Origin of the sequence: Allotamlana fucoidanivorans, from assembly GCF_006265225.1 — a bacterium.
Taxonomy (GTDB): Bacteria; Bacteroidota; Bacteroidia; order Flavobacteriales; family Flavobacteriaceae; genus Allotamlana; species Allotamlana fucoidanivorans.
On record NZ_VDCS01000009.1, the window covers coordinates 60304 to 75311 of the forward strand.

A 15008-nucleotide genomic window follows, 5' to 3' on the forward strand; every position below is an offset into this window, starting at 1 on the left:
TTGCTATATATGTAAAAAAGTATTAACTTAGCAGTAAGTATAATCTCTCAAGTACAGCTTACGGGATGAGTTGTATCTAAAATCTCTCAATTATGATAAATTTATTAATAGCAGACAATCATCCGATTACCAGAAAAGGATTGGAAGTGCTTTTCTCTGCTTCTCCTAACATTAAAATTGTAGGAAGTGTTGACAATGGCGATGCCATTTTAGAATTTGTGAAGAAAAATCCGATAGACATTGTCTTGACCGAAGCAGATCTTCCAAAATTAAACGGTTTAACCGTATTACGTTATTTAAAAAATGACCACCCAGACGTTAAAACGATTATTTTTAGCGGCCAACCAGAAGAAGTTTATGCCATAAATGCTATAAAAGCTGGGGCATCAGGCTACTTAAACAAATCTGTAAATGTGATTACCATTAATGAAGCAATTTTAAAAGTTGCTGATGGCGGTATTCATTTAAGTAATGAATTAACTCAACAATTAGCCTTTGGTTCTCGAGTTAACAAAGGAGGTACGTTTTACAAAAAACTATCTACGCGAGAAGCGGAAGTTTTAAAACTGCTTACCATTGGTAGAAAGAACAAAGAAATTTCTCAAGAGCTTAACATTAATGAGAAAACAGTAAGTACGTATAAGGCAAGACTTATGCGAAAACTTAAAGTAAATAACTTGGTGGATTTAGTAAGCCAGGCTAAACTATCTCAAGAAGTTTCATAGTACTCTATTTAACTTTCTAGACAACAACATTTTTAGACCCGAATAGTCTTTTACTTGCTCAAGTACATCTCTATTCGTGTCTAATTTGTTTTGTATGGTTTCATATTGAAACTCTTTTACCTTTTGATCAATTAAAAAACAACGCAAACTTAAAATGGTTTCACTAACTAATTGTGATACAGTATGTAGTTTTTCTTTAGGAAAAATATTCATTCTTTTCCAATCATCCAAAGTATAGCGTTCGTCATCCATCAAAATCGTAGTAATTTCGTTAGCCATATCTTGATCAACGGTATTTACAAAAGTCTTAAGTTCAAAATTGTCATCTTGATTTAATCTGTCTATGATGGTATAATAAAGCGTTTTAAATTTGGGATTTGAAAATTCCATTTCATCATCCTGCAAATCCAAAAATATTTTTTCAAACACCTTAGCCTGCTGTATTTCGGGTACTAAGATTAATTCGCCATTATCATTTTCCTTTAAAACCAAATCTTCAAACTCTTGACTCATGTGCCCATACAGCAATAGCAACTCTATAATTTTTCGTTCTAAAAGATACTGTACATCAACCTTTTTAACAGGTTGCTGATGCTTAATAACTTCAAAAGCCTTCTGCTCAGATTTTAGTTTTTTACCTTCTTCCTGTATTTCTTTTTTATTGATTTGTGCCAAAGTGCTAAACAGCACCTCTTCACTAACATCCATTATTCTGGCACATTCTTGTATATAGATTTCTTTTTTGATTCTATCAGGAATCTTTGAAATACTATTTATAATATCTCTTACCGTTTCTGCCTTCTTTATTGGGTCATTCTTTGATTCTTCAAACAAAACAGAAGCCTTAAATTGAATAAAATCCTTGGCATTAGCGTTTAAATACTCCGTCAACTCCTGTAAAGTATTTTGTTTGGCAAAGCTATCAGGGTCTTCACCTTCAGGAAAGGTACACACCTTAACATTCATACCTTGTTCTAATATCAAATCAATACCTCTCAACGAGGCACGCATGCCCGCAGCATCTCCATCAAAAAGCACGGTGATGTTTTTGGTAAGCCGGTTTATTAATCTGATTTGCTCTGATGTTAATGCCGTACCCGAAGAAGATACTACATTTTTTATACCCGTTTGATAGAACTGAATCACATCAGTATACCCTTCAACCAGATAGCAATTATCTTCTTTAGCAATACTTTGCTTGGCATGATAAATACCATAAAGCACCTTACTTTTATGGTAAATATCGCTTTCAGGCGAATTCATGTATTTTGCAGCCTTTTTATCGGTCACAAGTATTCTTCCTCCAAAACCAAGCACCCTGCCACTCATGCTCTTTATTGGAAACATAACGCGCCCTTTAAACCTATCAAAACGTTTATCTTCCTTAACAATAGTTAACCCCGTTTTTTCAAGGTACTCAATGCTATATCCTTTTTTTAAAGCTTCATCGGTAAATCCTTGCCATACATCAAGGGCATAGCCTAAATCAAAGGTTTTAATCGTTTCTTCTGTAAACCCTCTTTCTTTAAAGTAACTTAATCCTATAGACTTTCCTTGATCGGTTTTATGAAGTATATTCTGAAAATAGGTATTAGCAAACTCACTTACTAAATACAAACTTTCCTTTTCATTGGCTTTTTCTTTCTGGGCATCAGACTGAACCGTTTCTTCAATCTCAATATTATACTTTTTAGCCAAATATCTTATAGCCTCAGGGTAAGTAAAATGTTCATGTTCCATTAAAAAAGAAACGGCTGTACCTCCTTTTCCTGTTGAAAAGTCTTTCCATATTTGCTTTACTGGTGATACCATAAAGCTTGGGGAACGCTCATCACTGAACGGACTTAACCCTTTAAAATTACTACCCGCCTTTTTTAATTGTACAAAATCACCAATAACCTCCTCAACTCGAGCAGTTTCAAAAACTAAATCTATAGATGCTGGCGAAATCAATACCTTATAATTTTGAAGATGTAAATGTACTACAAATTAATACATTTTCAATAATTACACCTATTCCTATACTGGAAATAACAGCTTATTATAAGTTACAGATTGTATACCTGCTTAATGGTTTAGTCCATATCAAACCGTAAACCAACTGAAATATTATTTTGGGAAATAGCTTGGTTTCTAAATATAGGGTTTAAGTCGTATTTCACATAAAGCGCTGTTGTGCCCAATGCTATATAAGAACTAACACCATAAATCAACTCAGATGTATTAAATCCGCTTCTGGCCTTATCTTTTACCTTTTTACCATTTTCATTTTGGTATTTCACTTTTTGAAGCGTGCCTATATTAAATCCGGCATAGCCTCCAACTCCAAACTTAAATTGCTTTTTGGTTGAATACCTAAAATAGGTATCCTTATCTATACGTTTTGATGGGCCTATTTCCAAATGAAGAGGAAAAACAAAGTTTGTGACTCTGAATTTTGACACACGTACAGGGTATGGAAATTCTTCTAAGTTGATGGCACCATCAGTATTCACAAAATACATATTGTCTCTAATGTTAAGTTTATTCCATTGTATTGAAGCCCCATATTTAAATCTAAAAAAATTAGAATGCTCTAAAAGCCTGGTTTTCCAAGCAAATCCTAATTCTATAAATCCTGAACCTCCAATTTTATACGGTGTATCATCTAACTTTTCTCCTTCTATTAAGGCATTATTAAACCCCATGGCAAATACCAAATCACTTTGGGTGCGCTTGTCATATTTTTTTGGTTTCTTTTTATCCTTAATTTTTATCCACAGAAATTCGTCATCATCATTTGATACTTCTATTTCTATATTAGACACATCGGTAATATCCTTATGAAGATAGTCCTTTTCATTGCGCTCAAGTAAGGCTATTTTATTATCAATAATGGCTATTCTGTTTTCAATATTTAAAGCCCGTTTTTTTGATGCCTCCTTTTTTAATTGATTGGCCTGTTCTTCTGTAATTTCTCCTTGTTCTAATCTTGTATTAATAGCCTGTACTTCTGCTTTTAAAAATTGACGTTCTTCTGTTTTAACATCTAATTTAGCTTGTTTATAAGCCTCTATTTTATACTGATTATTTGTGTTTTGAATAGTATCTTGCGCATTGATGAGATGCGTTATTAAGCATACTACTAATAACACCCCATACTTAAGTAGAGTTTGCATGTTTGTTCGTTTTTTATGATTGATGTTTGATTGATATTATTCGTTACGCTGCGCTACCGCCGTTTTTACCGTATTATATTTGGCTTTTATCGCTTCAAAAACCCTTGTTCTAAAAGACTGATCAAGTTCTTCTTCTACCTCTTGCAATAAGGCGTTGGCATCTACAGACTGTTGCTCATTGTTGAGCCTAGACAAGGCTATATCCTGTTCTGCCGCTTTAAGTAATGCCTCAATATCTGCGTCGGTTACAACTTGCTTATTAGACGCCAATATTTCAACCTGAGCAACTATACTTTTAATCTTTTGTTCTTCAATAATTGAACGTTCTTGCAAAACATCTTCATTGAGGTTCTTAACCTTTGTATGCGTTTGCTCTTGGTTGTTAAGTGAAGATTGAGTAATGGTAGTTACATGTATTTCAGTTTCTGAAGTTGTTATCAGACTTAATGTATTATCGTGATTTACACTAGATGCTTCTTGGTCATTTTTAACGGTGTCTGCAACTTCTATAATGTTGTGCTGTTCTACCTCTGTTAAAACTTCCTGACTTATGATCTTGTTAGAGTCAATAAATGGTTCTTGTTTATGAGATACAATATAGAACAAAAAAGCAGCAACACTAGCCGCCAAACCAATGCGCCAGTATCTTGTGTTATGCCTTGGCGAAATTTCTACATCTAACTGATGTGATAAATTATCCCAAGCTTTTTTGGAAGGCTCAAGTCTTCTATTGTTTACCTTTTCCTTTATATCTTTTTCAAAATTAATTGGTGCCATAGTTTACCGTATTTAACTTTTTTACGCCCTTTTGAAGCATTTTTCTAGCCTTATAAAGTTGTGATTTTGACGTTCCCTCAGTGATATGCAATAGACTAGCAATTTCACAGTGCTTATACCCTTCAATAGCATACATAACAAAAACAACTTTATACCCATCAGGAAGCATATCAATAAGCTGTTGAATTTCTACTACCTGCAAATCTGCTTCTATGGTGTTGGGCTGTTCTTTGTTAGGAATAATTTCTTCAACCGAAAAAACAAGCTGTTTTTGTTTTCTAATAAAAGAAATAGATTCTCTTACCATAATGCGCCTTACCCACCCCTCGAAACTTCCTTCAGATCTATAATTCTTTAAATGAGAAAACACTTTTAAAAAACCATTAAGCATGACCTCTTCGGCATGTTGTATATCCTTGACATAAGTTCTACAAACGCTTAGCATTTGCGGAGCATACAAATCAAACAAAATACGTTGTGCCTCTCTATTTTGTTTAATAGCTTTTTGAATCAAAACAGATTCTTTTTTATGAAGCGGAATAACTTTCAAAAATGGTTTCATTTGGTCTTCTATTTTATAAGACGCTTTTTTATAACAAATGGTTGCCTCGTGATATATTTTTTTTAAGTTTCAATTAAAAAAACACCATATGATACATTTGGTTAACTTTACCAAAATTAATGGAATGGAATAACTTCTTTAAAATGAAAACACTAAAATTTCCAACCGCTCAAACTATTTTACTGCTTATTGCTGTTTTTGTTACCATATTAACGTGGTTAGTCCCTGCAGGAAAATATGACACCTTAACCTATGATGCTTCTAGCAAAACATTCATAAGAACAAGTGAACATTCAGCCACAACACTACCAGCTACACAAAAAACACTAGAATCATTAGATATCAAAATTCCAATTGAAAAATTTACGAATGGTGATATTTATAAACCTATTGGTATTCCCAATACCTACAAGGCATTAAACTCTAAACCTCAAGGCTTAACCGCATTAATACAAGCTCCTATAAAAGGTATTATAGCCGCTTCCGACATTATTTTTCTGATCTTAATTATTGGTGGTTTAATAGGTATTATGAATGTAACTGGTGCCTTTGATGCGGGAATTTCTTGGTTAGCCCATCTGCTAAAAGGTTATGAATTTATTTTAATCATTCTTGTTACTACTCTTATTGCCCTGGGCGGTACAACTTTTGGATTGGCTGAAGAAACCATGGCTTTTTTCCCCATATTAATTCCTGTTTTTTTAGCGGCAAAATATGATGCCATGGTTGGACTTGCTTGTATCTTTTTAGGATCGGCCATAGGTACTATGTGTTCTACAATAAATCCTTTTTCTACCATAATAGCCTCTGATACTGCTGGGATTAACTGGACTACAGGTTTAACTAACCGAGTTATCATGTTAGTAATTTGTCTTGTTGCAACAATATTATACATTCTTCGATATGCCAAGAAGGTAAAATTAGACCCTACCAAATCTCTCATTTTTAATCAGAAGGAAGAAATTGAACAGTTATTTGGCTTACACGACTTAAATACTTCAGTAAAATTTAACCCCAGACTCATATTAATATTATTGGTTTTTTCTCTATGCTTTGTGGTGATGATAGCTGGTGTTTCTTTCTGGGACTGGTGGTTTATTGAAATGACCGCTACCTTTTTATTAGGTGCCATTTTAATAGGCTTTATTGCTAAAATAAAAGAGAGCGTTTTTGTGGAAGAGTTTGCCAAAGGTGCTGCCAGCCTATTGAGTGTGGCTTTTATTGTAGGAATAGCCCGTGGCGTTACCATTATTATGGAGGACGGATTAATAAGTGACACCTTACTTTATCATGCTAGCATGGTTACCGAAGGCATGAGCAAAGGAATATTCACAAATGTTATGCTTATCATTTACAGTGGATTATCATTCTTTATGCCTTCCTCATCAGGTATGGCTGTATTAACCATGCCTATTATGTCCCCATTAGCCGACACTGTTAATATTGGTAGAGAAATTATTGTTGACACCTATCAATACGGTATGGGTTTATTCTACCTAATTAACCCTACTGGATTGATTTTGGCCGCACTAGCCATTGTAAATGTAGGTTTTAACAAATGGTTAAAATTTATAATGCCCTTGTTTTTTATACTTTTTATAATTACAATGATTTTACTAACCATTTCAGTTTATTAATCTCTATATAATGGTAAGGTTGAGCAACGGAATAACCCTTCTTGTTTACCTATTTCATGATAAGGCACTTCTTCAACTGTAAACCCTTGTTGACGTAGCCATGCGTTAAGCCGTGTAAAATTCTTTTCGGAAATCACAACCTCTTCCGAAATAGAAAACACATTGCTATTCATGGCATACATTTCATCTTTATTGATTTCAAAAATATTGTCTTTCCCAAAATGATTCACTAACCAGTCATATTCCTTTTCAACTAAAAATCCGTTTTTATGAATAATTGCTTTCCCTTTTCCTAAGGGGTTAAAGCAACAGTCTAAATGAAGTGCATTTTCTCTTGGATTTGTATTAGACTTTCTTAGCTCAAATGATTTTACAATTTTGTTAGGAAATAACTCTTGTAAAGCGATAACCGCATCAATATTTGTGCGTGCTGTTATAAAATTAGCATAGTCACTTCCTGAATAGGTGCCCACAAAAATATAGTCATTCCAAGGCATAACATCACCACCTTCTACATGACATTCTTTTGGTAGTATCATACGTTTATCTGGACTAACTTGATTCCATATATAATCAATAGCATGTACTTCCTCCTCTCTATGTGGTAAAATATTTGCTTCAATCATAATATCTTCAATAACAAAAGCTATATCACGCGAAAATATTTGATTACAATCTTGTATAACCTTGGGTTTAAGCACGTCTACCTGATACTTTTTAAACACAGATTCAAGTGCGTTCATTTCAGCAATCATATCAAGCTCTGTAGGATAGGTTCCTGCTTTAATATGTTCAATACTTTTAGGATCATAGCAATCGTCTAGTTTGGGAATGGGGCCATTGCTAATTGCAGTTCCCAAGACAACCTTACGTAGTCTTGACGTTTCGTTTTTTATATTAAGTTTTAACATACTTTCAACCAAAAAAACAGTCATTAATTAAACGCTCAAAACTAACAATAATAAAATACTTTATTGAAGATTTTTTATAAATTCACCCTAAAAAAAGAAAAGTTTCACAGAAAACCCATGAAACTTAAATATAATGCAAAATTAATATATTTTTATCTAGCGTCTACAGGAACAAATTTCCTTTCAGTTGCGCCTACATATATTTGTCTTGGTCGTCCTATTGGTTCTTTACGTAAACGCATTTCTCTCCATTGCGCTATCCAACCAGGTAAACGCCCTATTGCAAACATTACGGTAAACATATCTGTAGGAATTCCCATAGCCCTATAAATAATACCCGAATAGAAATCTACATTTGGATATAATTTTCTATCTACAAAGTAAGAATCTTCTAAGGCTTCTTTTTCTAACCCTTTGGCAATATCAAGAATGGGATCTTCAATTCCTAAATCATGTAATACTTGATCGGCAGCCTTTTTGATAATTCTTGCTCTTGGATCAAAGTTTTTATAAACGCGATGCCCAAAGCCCATTAATCTAAACGGATCGTTTTTATCTTTAGCTTTAGCCATATACTTTTTGGTATCACCACCATCAGCTTGAATAGCCTCCAACATCTCTAAAACCGCTTGATTGGCCCCACCGTGAAGCGGTCCCCAAAGGGCTGAAATTCCAGCAGAAATTGATGCAAACAATCCAGCATGAGACGAACCAACCACTCGAACTGTTGAGGTAGAACAGTTTTGCTCATGGTCTGCATGTAAAATCAACAACTTGTCCATAGCATCAACTAAGACTTGATTCTGAACATAGGTTTTATTCGGTTTAGTGAACATCATTTTAAGCAAGTTTTCTACGTAGCCCAAAGAGTCATCTCCATAATCTAAAGGTAAACCTTGTTTTTTACGCATGGTCCATGCTACCAAAACTGGCATTTTACCAAGAATTCTAACCACAGACTTGTACATATCAGCTTCTGATTCCACATTTACTGAAGATGGATTAAAAGCTGTCAAAGCACTTGTTAATGATGAAATAACACCCATTGGATGTGCCGATTTAGGGAAAGCCTCTACAATCTTTTTTACATCTTCATCGACAACAGACTCCGCTTTAATATCATCATGAAACTTATCATTTTGTTCTTTCGTAGGTAATTCACCAAAAATCAATAAATAAGCAACTTCTAAAAAATCTACATTCTCAGCTAACTCAGCAATATCATATCCGCGATATCTTAAAATACCTTTTTCTCCATCTAAAAAGGTTATTGCACTCTCACAAGACCCTGTGTTTTTAAATCCAGGATCTAGTGTAATAACGCCTCCTGAACTCGCTCTTAGTGTAGAGATATCAATTGCCAACTCATTTTCAGTTCCTTTTATTAAAGGAAGCTCAATTTTTTTATCATTAATCTCAATAGTAGCTTTATCTGCCATGCTTTTTATGTAATATTTTGTTTCGTTATGCGGATGGCTAATTTACAAATATTTGATAGATTTTCCCTGCATAATTATGAATGATTTAATCAATTAACAGATTGGTAAAATAAATGGTAATAAAAAAAGCGATTATTAAAAAATAATCGCTTTTTTAAAATTTCATTCAATATTATTTATTTCACTTTAAAGGCTTTTTCTTGAGGAAAATAAGCTACCTCTCCAAGTTCTTCTTCAATACGAAGTAATTGATTATATTTTGCCATACGGTCACTACGAGATGCAGAACCTGTTTTTATTTGTCCGCAATTTAATGCAACCGCTAAATCGGCAATAGTATTATCTTCAGTTTCACCAGAACGGTGTGACATTACAGAGGTGTACCCAGCATTTTTAGCCATATTTACAGCTGCAATAGTTTCTGTTAAAGATCCTATTTGGTTTACTTTAATTAAGATAGAGTTTGCAATACCATTTTCAATACCTCTTGATAAACGCTCTACATTAGTTACGTATAAATCATCACCAACTAATTGTACTTTATCACCAACCTTCTCTGTTAAAGATTTCCATCCATCCCAATCATTTTCATCCATACCATCTTCTATAGATATGATTGGATACTTTTCACATAATTCGGCTAAATAAACGGCTTGTTCTTCAGAAGTTCTCACCATACCTTTATCACCTTCAAATAAGGTGTAATCATATTTACCATCTTTATAGAACTCAGCAGAAGCACAATCTAAAGCAATCATAACTTCATCACCAAATTTGTAACCAGCATTTTCTACTGCTTTTCCTATAGTTTCTATAGCATCTTCCGTTCCGTCTAAAGTTGGAGCAAAACCACCTTCATCACCTACCGCTGTACTTAATCCTCTATCATGTAATACTTTCTTAAGGTTATGGAAAATCTCTGTTCCCATTTGCATAGCATGGGTAAATGTTTTTGCCTTAACAGGCATAATCATAAACTCTTGAAAAGCAATAGGTGCATCACTATGAGACCCCCCGTTAATGATGTTCATCATTGGTACAGGAAGCGTATTTGCAGAAACCCCACCAACATATCTATATAACGGCATATTAAGCTCATTGGCAGCAGCTTTTGCTACGGCTAAAGACACCCCTAAGATAGCGTTAGCTCCTAACTTTGATTTATTAGCAGTACCGTCTAAATCAATCATGATTTTATCAACTAAATTCTGTTCAAATACAGAAACACCTAATAATTCTTCAGCAATTATAGTATTTACATTTTCAACAGCTTTTAAAACACCTTTTCCCATGTAGGTATCACCACCATCACGTAACTCAACGGCTTCATGCTCTCCCGTAGACGCTCCAGATGGAACGGCCGCTCTACCTAAAATATTATTCTCAGTTACTACATCAACTTCTACTGTTGGATTCCCTCTAGAATCTAAAATCTGTCTCGCATGGACGTTAATTATTGCACTCATAATTGCTTTGTTTTTAATACTTTTTATTGTTTCAAATTTACGGTTTAATCTTGTGTAAATCCATTGGATTTTAAAGAATTTAACAAAATATCACCTATAACGTTTTAGTTAAATAAAACCCCAATAAAAGCAGACTATCATTGAGGTTTTCATTGATTTTATTTCTTAATATTTTCAACAAACTGATCAAAAAGATAAGAAGAATCATGTGGCCCGGGACTTGCTTCTGGATGGTACTGAACCGAGAACACGTTTTTACTTTTCATAGCTAAACCTGCCACCGTATTATCATTTAAATGCACGTGTGTGATTTCAAGATCTGGATGCGATTCAGCCTCTTCTCTATTAACTGCAAACCCATGGTTTTGAGACGTAATCTCTCCCTTTCCTGTAATCATATTTTTTACAGGGTGGTTTATTCCTCTATGCCCGTTATGCATTTTATACGTAGAAACCCCATTAGCTAATGCTATAACTTGGTGCCCTAAACAAATACCAAAAAGCGGTAAGTCTCTTTTAATAATTTCTTTTGCTACGGCTTGTGCCTCAACTAAAGGTTCTGGATCCCCTGGCCCATTAGATAAGAAATATCCATCTGGCTTAAACGCCTCTAAATCCTCAAACTTAGCGTTGTATGGAAACACTTTAATATATACGTCTCTACTTGCAATATTTCTTAAAATATTCTTTTTGATTCCAATATCTAGAGCCGCTACTTTATAGGTCGCATTTTCATCACCAAAATAGTAAGGTTCTTTAGTTGATACTTTAGATGCCAACTCTAGTCCTTCCATATTTGGCACTTCAGCCAATTGCTTTTTAAGCTCATCTATTTTATCTATTTCGGTTGAAATTACGGCATTCATGGCACCGTGGTCTCTGATATAACTCACCAAAGCTCTGGTATCAACATCTGAAATAGCTAATAGATTATTTTTGTCTAAAAAGTTTTCTAAAGAATCATCAGCCCCCACTCTAGAGTAATCATAGCTAAAATTTTTAACTATTAATCCCGCTATTTTTATAGAATCAGACTCAATTTCATCTGCTTTTGTTCCGTAATTCCCAATATGTGCATTGGTTGCAACCATTAGTTGTCCATAGTAGGACGGATCTGTAAATATTTCTTGATAACCAGTCATTCCTGTATTAAAACAAACCTCTCCAAATGAAGTTCCTTGTTTATTACCAACTGCCTTACCGTGAAAAATAGTACCATCTGCTAGAAGAATGATGGCCTTTTGTCTTTTTTGATATTTCATCTGTTAATTATGATATTATATTTCGGTCAGATGTAACACCCTTAATAATCAAACGCTTATAACCGAATATTTTTCTCATGGGTGTTTCATGTGTTTTGAAAAGTTTTACAAAATTGCACAAAAAAAAGGATAAACTAAAATAGTTTATCCTTTATATTTTAAATGCATATCAACATTTATTCCTCTTCGTTTGAAGCCTTAGTCTCAACAGGAGCAGCAGCTGGTTTAGAACCACCTCTTCTACTTCTTCTCGTTGTTTTCTTCTTCGCTTTTTCAGCATTGTAGATTTCGTTGTAATCAACAAGTTCTATCATAGCCATATCAGCGTTATCTCCTAAACGATTTCCTAATTTTATAATTCTTGTATAACCACCTGGTCTGTCTGCAACTTTTACAGCTACTTCTCTGAATAATTCGGTAACAGCATCCTTTTGTCTAAGGTTTGCCATAACGATACGTCTGTTGTGTGTTGTATCAATTTTAGACTTAGTAATCATTGGCTCCACAAACTGCTTTAAAGCTTTCGCCTTTGCTACAGTTGTATTAATACGCTTGTGTTCAATTAATGAACAAGCCATATTAGCTAACATTGCTTTTCTGTGTGCCGTTTTTCTACCTAAGTGGTTTACTTTTTTTCCGTGTCTCATGACCTTTGTTTTATCATCTTGCTACCAAACTCGTTCATCGAGGAGCAAAATATGATTAATTAATCTTTATCTAATTTATATTTGCTTAAATCCATTCCGAAATTTAACCCTTTAACATTTACAAGCTCTTCAAGCTCAGTTAAAGACTTTTTACCAAAGTTTCTGAATTTCATTAAATCATTTTTGTTGAATGATACCAAATCTCCTAAAGTATCAACTTCAGCAGCTTTTAAACAATTAAGCGCACGAACAGATAAATCCATATCGATAAGCTTTGTTTTAAGTAACTGACGCATATGAAGTGATTCTTCATCATACGTTTCAGTTTGTGCAATTTCATCAGCCTCTAAAGTGATACGCTCATCAGAGAATAACATAAAGTGGTGAATCAACGTCTTAGCACCTTCAGTTAATGCATCTTGTGGTGTAATGGAACCATCAGTGATAATCTCAAAAACTAATTTTTCATAATCCGTTTTTTGTTCCACACGATAGTTTTCAATGCTATACTTAACATTTTTAATAGGTGTGTAGATAGAATCAGTAAAGATAGTTCCCATTGGTGCAGAAGCTTTTTTATTCTCTTCTGCAGGCACATACCCTCTACCTTTTTCTATGCTGATTTCCATATTAAAACTTACTTTAGGATCTAAGTTACAGATTACTAATTCTGTATTCAGTACTTGGAATCCTGAAATAAATTTTTGAAAATCTCCTGCTGTAATTTTGTCTTGTCCAGAAATAGATATAGATACAGATTCGTTATCAATATCCTCAATTTGTCTTTTAAAACGAACTTGTTTTAAGTTTAAGATAATTTCTGTAACATCTTCTACAACCCCAGCAATCGTTGAAAATTCATGATCAACGCCTTCAATTCTAACCGAAGTAATTGCAAAACCTTCTAAAGAAGATAATAAAACTCTTCTTAGTGCATTACCCACTGTTAGTCCGTAACCAGGTTCTAAAGGTCTGAATTCGAACTTACCTTCGAAATCAGTTGAATCAATCATGATTACTTTGTCGGGCTTTTGAAAATTAAATACTGCCATATTATTTGTTTCTTCGTTTTAATTGTTATTTAGTTGCGCGGTTTATAAGTTTGAAGAAGTACAAATAAACCCTTTGGCTAAATACCAATGTTGTTAATATATTATTTAGAGTATAATTCGACGATGAATTGCTCGTTGATATTTTCTGGAATTTGAATTCTTTGTGGTACAGAAACAAAGGTTCCTTGTTTCGTATCATCATTCCAAGTAATCCACTCATAAACCGTACTAGCGTTTGAAAGTGATCTTGCAATAGCCTCAAGGGATTTCGATTTTTCTCTTACCGCTACAACATCACCAGCTTTTAATTGGTAAGAAGGTATGTTTACTAACTCCCCATTTACAGTAATATGTCTGTGAGATACTAATTGTCTTGCAGCACTTCTTGTAGGAGCAATTCCCATTCTAAACACCACATTGTCTAATCTTGATTCACAAAGTTGTAATAATACCTCACCCGTAATACCTTGTGAAGCTCTTGCTTTTTTAAACAATCCTCTAAACTGACGCTCTAAGATACCATAGGTATATTTAGCTTTTTGTTTTTCTTGTAATTGGATTGCGTACTCAGATTTTTTTCCACGTCTTCTGTTGTTTCCATGTTGACCTGGAGGATAATTTCTTTTTTCGAAAGATTTGTCATCTCCGAAAATAGCCTCGCCAAACTTACGAGCTATTTTAGTTTTAGGACCAGTATATCTTGCCATTTTAAATTTGTTTTGAGAGTGATTATGAATTAAGGTCTAAATCTTATCCTTCGATAACCATAAATCTCTCGTTAATACTTGTGTTATTTTTTCGGTGTGCAAATTTATACAAAAAATTAATACCATCTGTATTTCAGATGATATTAATTTTTATAATTGCTTCATTTAAATCGCGTTAGTAACAACGTGATTAAACTCTTCTTCTTTTAGGTGGACGACATCCGTTGTGTGGTAATGGAGTAACATCAATGATTTCTGTTACTTCAATTCCTGCATTGTGGATCGAACGAATAGCTGATTCTCTACCATTTCCAGGCCCTTTTACATAAACCTTTACTTTTTTCAATCCAGCCTCAGAAGCTACTGCAGCAGCATCTTCGGCAGCTAATTGCGCTGCATAAGGTGTATTTTTCTTAGAACCTCTAAATCCCATTTTACCAGCAGAAGACCATGAAATGACATCTCCTTTTTTGTTGGTAAGTGAAATAATGATATTGTTAAAAGATGCTGTGATATGCGCTTCTCCAACAGAATCAATAATAACTTTACGTTTTTTTGTGCTTGTCTTTGCCATAATTTCTAGTACTTAGTTTTAGTGATAGTCGCTAGAATCCTAAACCGTATAATTTCAAACAGATTCCTTCCAACGTCTAAAGACTAAAGAC

At 33.9% G+C, this 15008-nt stretch carries 14 protein-coding genes; 2 read left to right on the forward strand and 12 right to left on the reverse strand.

The window, feature by feature from the left end; genetic code table 11:
• Nucleotides 1-92: 92 nt before the first annotated feature.
• The gene (locus tag FGF67_RS10155) at nucleotides 93-725 is read left to right on the forward strand and encodes a response regulator (RefSeq protein ID WP_139697400.1); all 633 of its coding nucleotides are present in this window, start codon (nucleotides 93-95) and stop codon (nucleotides 723-725) included.
• Here the strand turns inward: FGF67_RS10155 and dnaG are convergent.
• The 4 genes from dnaG to FGF67_RS10175 form a co-directional block, all read right to left on the reverse strand.
• Nucleotides 720-2678: a DNA primase gene (gene dnaG / locus FGF67_RS10160; RefSeq protein WP_139697402.1), complete on the reverse strand. Its 1959-nt coding sequence runs from the start codon at nucleotides 2676-2678 to the stop codon at nucleotides 720-722. The two genes, FGF67_RS10155 and dnaG, sit on opposite strands and share 6 nt — an antisense overlap.
• Before the next feature lie 122 nt (nucleotides 2679-2800).
• Nucleotides 2801-3883: a BAR domain-containing protein gene (locus FGF67_RS10165; RefSeq protein WP_139697404.1), complete on the reverse strand. Its 1083-nt coding sequence runs from the start codon at nucleotides 3881-3883 to the stop codon at nucleotides 2801-2803.
• 36 nt (nucleotides 3884-3919) lie between these two features.
• Nucleotides 3920-4660, reverse strand: a complete 741-nt coding sequence (locus FGF67_RS10170; protein WP_139697406.1) for a hypothetical protein — start codon at nucleotides 4658-4660, stop codon at nucleotides 3920-3922.
• Nucleotides 4647-5222, reverse strand: a complete 576-nt coding sequence (locus tag FGF67_RS10175) for an RNA polymerase sigma factor (protein WP_233244054.1) — start codon at nucleotides 5220-5222, stop codon at nucleotides 4647-4649. Before FGF67_RS10175 ends, FGF67_RS10170 begins: the two co-directional genes overlap by 14 nt.
• A gap of 143 nt (nucleotides 5223-5365) precedes the next feature.
• Between FGF67_RS10175 and FGF67_RS10180 the strand changes: the two genes are divergently transcribed.
• A complete protein-coding gene (locus FGF67_RS10180; RefSeq protein WP_139697408.1) occupies nucleotides 5366-6859 on the forward strand; it encodes a YfcC family protein in 1494 nt (497 codons plus the stop codon).
• Here FGF67_RS10180 and FGF67_RS10185 read toward each other — a convergent pair.
• The 8 genes from FGF67_RS10185 to rpsK form a co-directional block, all read right to left on the reverse strand.
• Entirely contained in the window at nucleotides 6856-7770 is a 915-nt protein-coding gene (locus tag FGF67_RS10185) for a dimethylarginine dimethylaminohydrolase family protein (protein WP_139697669.1), read from the reverse strand. The genes FGF67_RS10180 and FGF67_RS10185 overlap by 4 nt on opposite strands.
• A gap of 152 nt (nucleotides 7771-7922) precedes the next feature.
• Nucleotides 7923-9209, reverse strand: a complete 1287-nt coding sequence (locus tag FGF67_RS10190) for a citrate synthase (RefSeq protein ID WP_139697409.1) — start codon at nucleotides 9207-9209, stop codon at nucleotides 7923-7925.
• A 176-nt stretch (nucleotides 9210-9385) separates the two neighbouring features.
• Nucleotides 9386-10675: a phosphopyruvate hydratase gene (gene eno, locus FGF67_RS10195; RefSeq protein ID WP_139697411.1), complete on the reverse strand. Its 1290-nt coding sequence runs from the start codon at nucleotides 10673-10675 to the stop codon at nucleotides 9386-9388.
• A gap of 158 nt (nucleotides 10676-10833) precedes the next feature.
• On the reverse strand, nucleotides 10834-11937 hold the full coding sequence (carA, locus tag FGF67_RS10200; RefSeq protein WP_139697413.1) for a glutamine-hydrolyzing carbamoyl-phosphate synthase small subunit: 1104 nt from the start codon (nucleotides 11935-11937) through the stop codon (nucleotides 10834-10836).
• 176 nt (nucleotides 11938-12113) lie between these two features.
• Entirely contained in the window at nucleotides 12114-12584 is a 471-nt protein-coding gene (gene rplQ / locus FGF67_RS10205) for a 50S ribosomal protein L17 (protein ID WP_139697414.1), read from the reverse strand.
• 59 nt (nucleotides 12585-12643) lie between these two features.
• The gene (locus FGF67_RS10210; RefSeq protein WP_139697416.1) at nucleotides 12644-13636 is read right to left on the reverse strand and encodes a DNA-directed RNA polymerase subunit alpha; all 993 of its coding nucleotides are present in this window, start codon (nucleotides 13634-13636) and stop codon (nucleotides 12644-12646) included.
• A gap of 101 nt (nucleotides 13637-13737) precedes the next feature.
• On the reverse strand, nucleotides 13738-14343 hold the full coding sequence (gene rpsD, locus FGF67_RS10215) for a 30S ribosomal protein S4 (protein WP_139697419.1): 606 nt from the start codon (nucleotides 14341-14343) through the stop codon (nucleotides 13738-13740).
• Nucleotides 14344-14533: 190 nt separating this feature from the next.
• Nucleotides 14534-14917, reverse strand: a complete 384-nt coding sequence (gene rpsK, locus FGF67_RS10220; protein WP_139697421.1) for a 30S ribosomal protein S11 — start codon at nucleotides 14915-14917, stop codon at nucleotides 14534-14536.
• Nucleotides 14918-15008 lie beyond the last annotated feature (91 nt).

What these genes read in the sequence shown, in the direction of transcription:
- FGF67_RS10155 (WP_139697400.1), top strand. Translation starts at nt 93, where the DNA reads ATGATAAATTTATTAATAGCAGACAATCATCCGATTACCAGAAAAGGA.
- FGF67_RS10165 (WP_139697404.1), bottom strand. Translation starts at nt 3,883, where the DNA reads ATGCAAACTCTACTTAAGTATGGGGTGTTATTAGTAGTATGCTTAATA.
- FGF67_RS10170 (WP_139697406.1), bottom strand. Translation starts at nt 4,660, where the DNA reads ATGGCACCAATTAATTTTGAAAAAGATATAAAGGAAAAGGTAAACAAT.
- FGF67_RS10175 (WP_233244054.1), bottom strand. Translation starts at nt 5,222, where the DNA reads ATGAAACCATTTTTGAAAGTTATTCCGCTTCATAAAAAAGAATCTGTT.
- FGF67_RS10180 (WP_139697408.1), top strand. Translation starts at nt 5,366, where the DNA reads ATGAAAACACTAAAATTTCCAACCGCTCAAACTATTTTACTGCTTATT.
- FGF67_RS10185 (WP_139697669.1), bottom strand. Translation starts at nt 7,770, where the DNA reads ATGTTAAAACTTAATATAAAAAACGAAACGTCAAGACTACGTAAGGTT.
- FGF67_RS10190 (WP_139697409.1), bottom strand. Translation starts at nt 9,209, where the DNA reads ATGGCAGATAAAGCTACTATTGAGATTAATGATAAAAAAATTGAGCTT.
- eno (WP_139697411.1), bottom strand. Translation starts at nt 10,675, where the DNA reads ATGAGTGCAATAATTAACGTCCATGCGAGACAGATTTTAGATTCTAGA.
- carA (WP_139697413.1), bottom strand. Translation starts at nt 11,937, where the DNA reads ATGAAATATCAAAAAAGACAAAAGGCCATCATTCTTCTAGCAGATGGT.
- rplQ (WP_139697414.1), bottom strand. Translation starts at nt 12,584, where the DNA reads ATGAGACACGGAAAAAAAGTAAACCACTTAGGTAGAAAAACGGCACAC.
- FGF67_RS10210 (WP_139697416.1), bottom strand. Translation starts at nt 13,636, where the DNA reads ATGGCAGTATTTAATTTTCAAAAGCCCGACAAAGTAATCATGATTGAT.
- rpsD (WP_139697419.1), bottom strand. Translation starts at nt 14,343, where the DNA reads ATGGCAAGATATACTGGTCCTAAAACTAAAATAGCTCGTAAGTTTGGC.
- rpsK (WP_139697421.1), bottom strand. Translation starts at nt 14,917, where the DNA reads ATGGCAAAGACAAGCACAAAAAAACGTAAAGTTATTATTGATTCTGTT.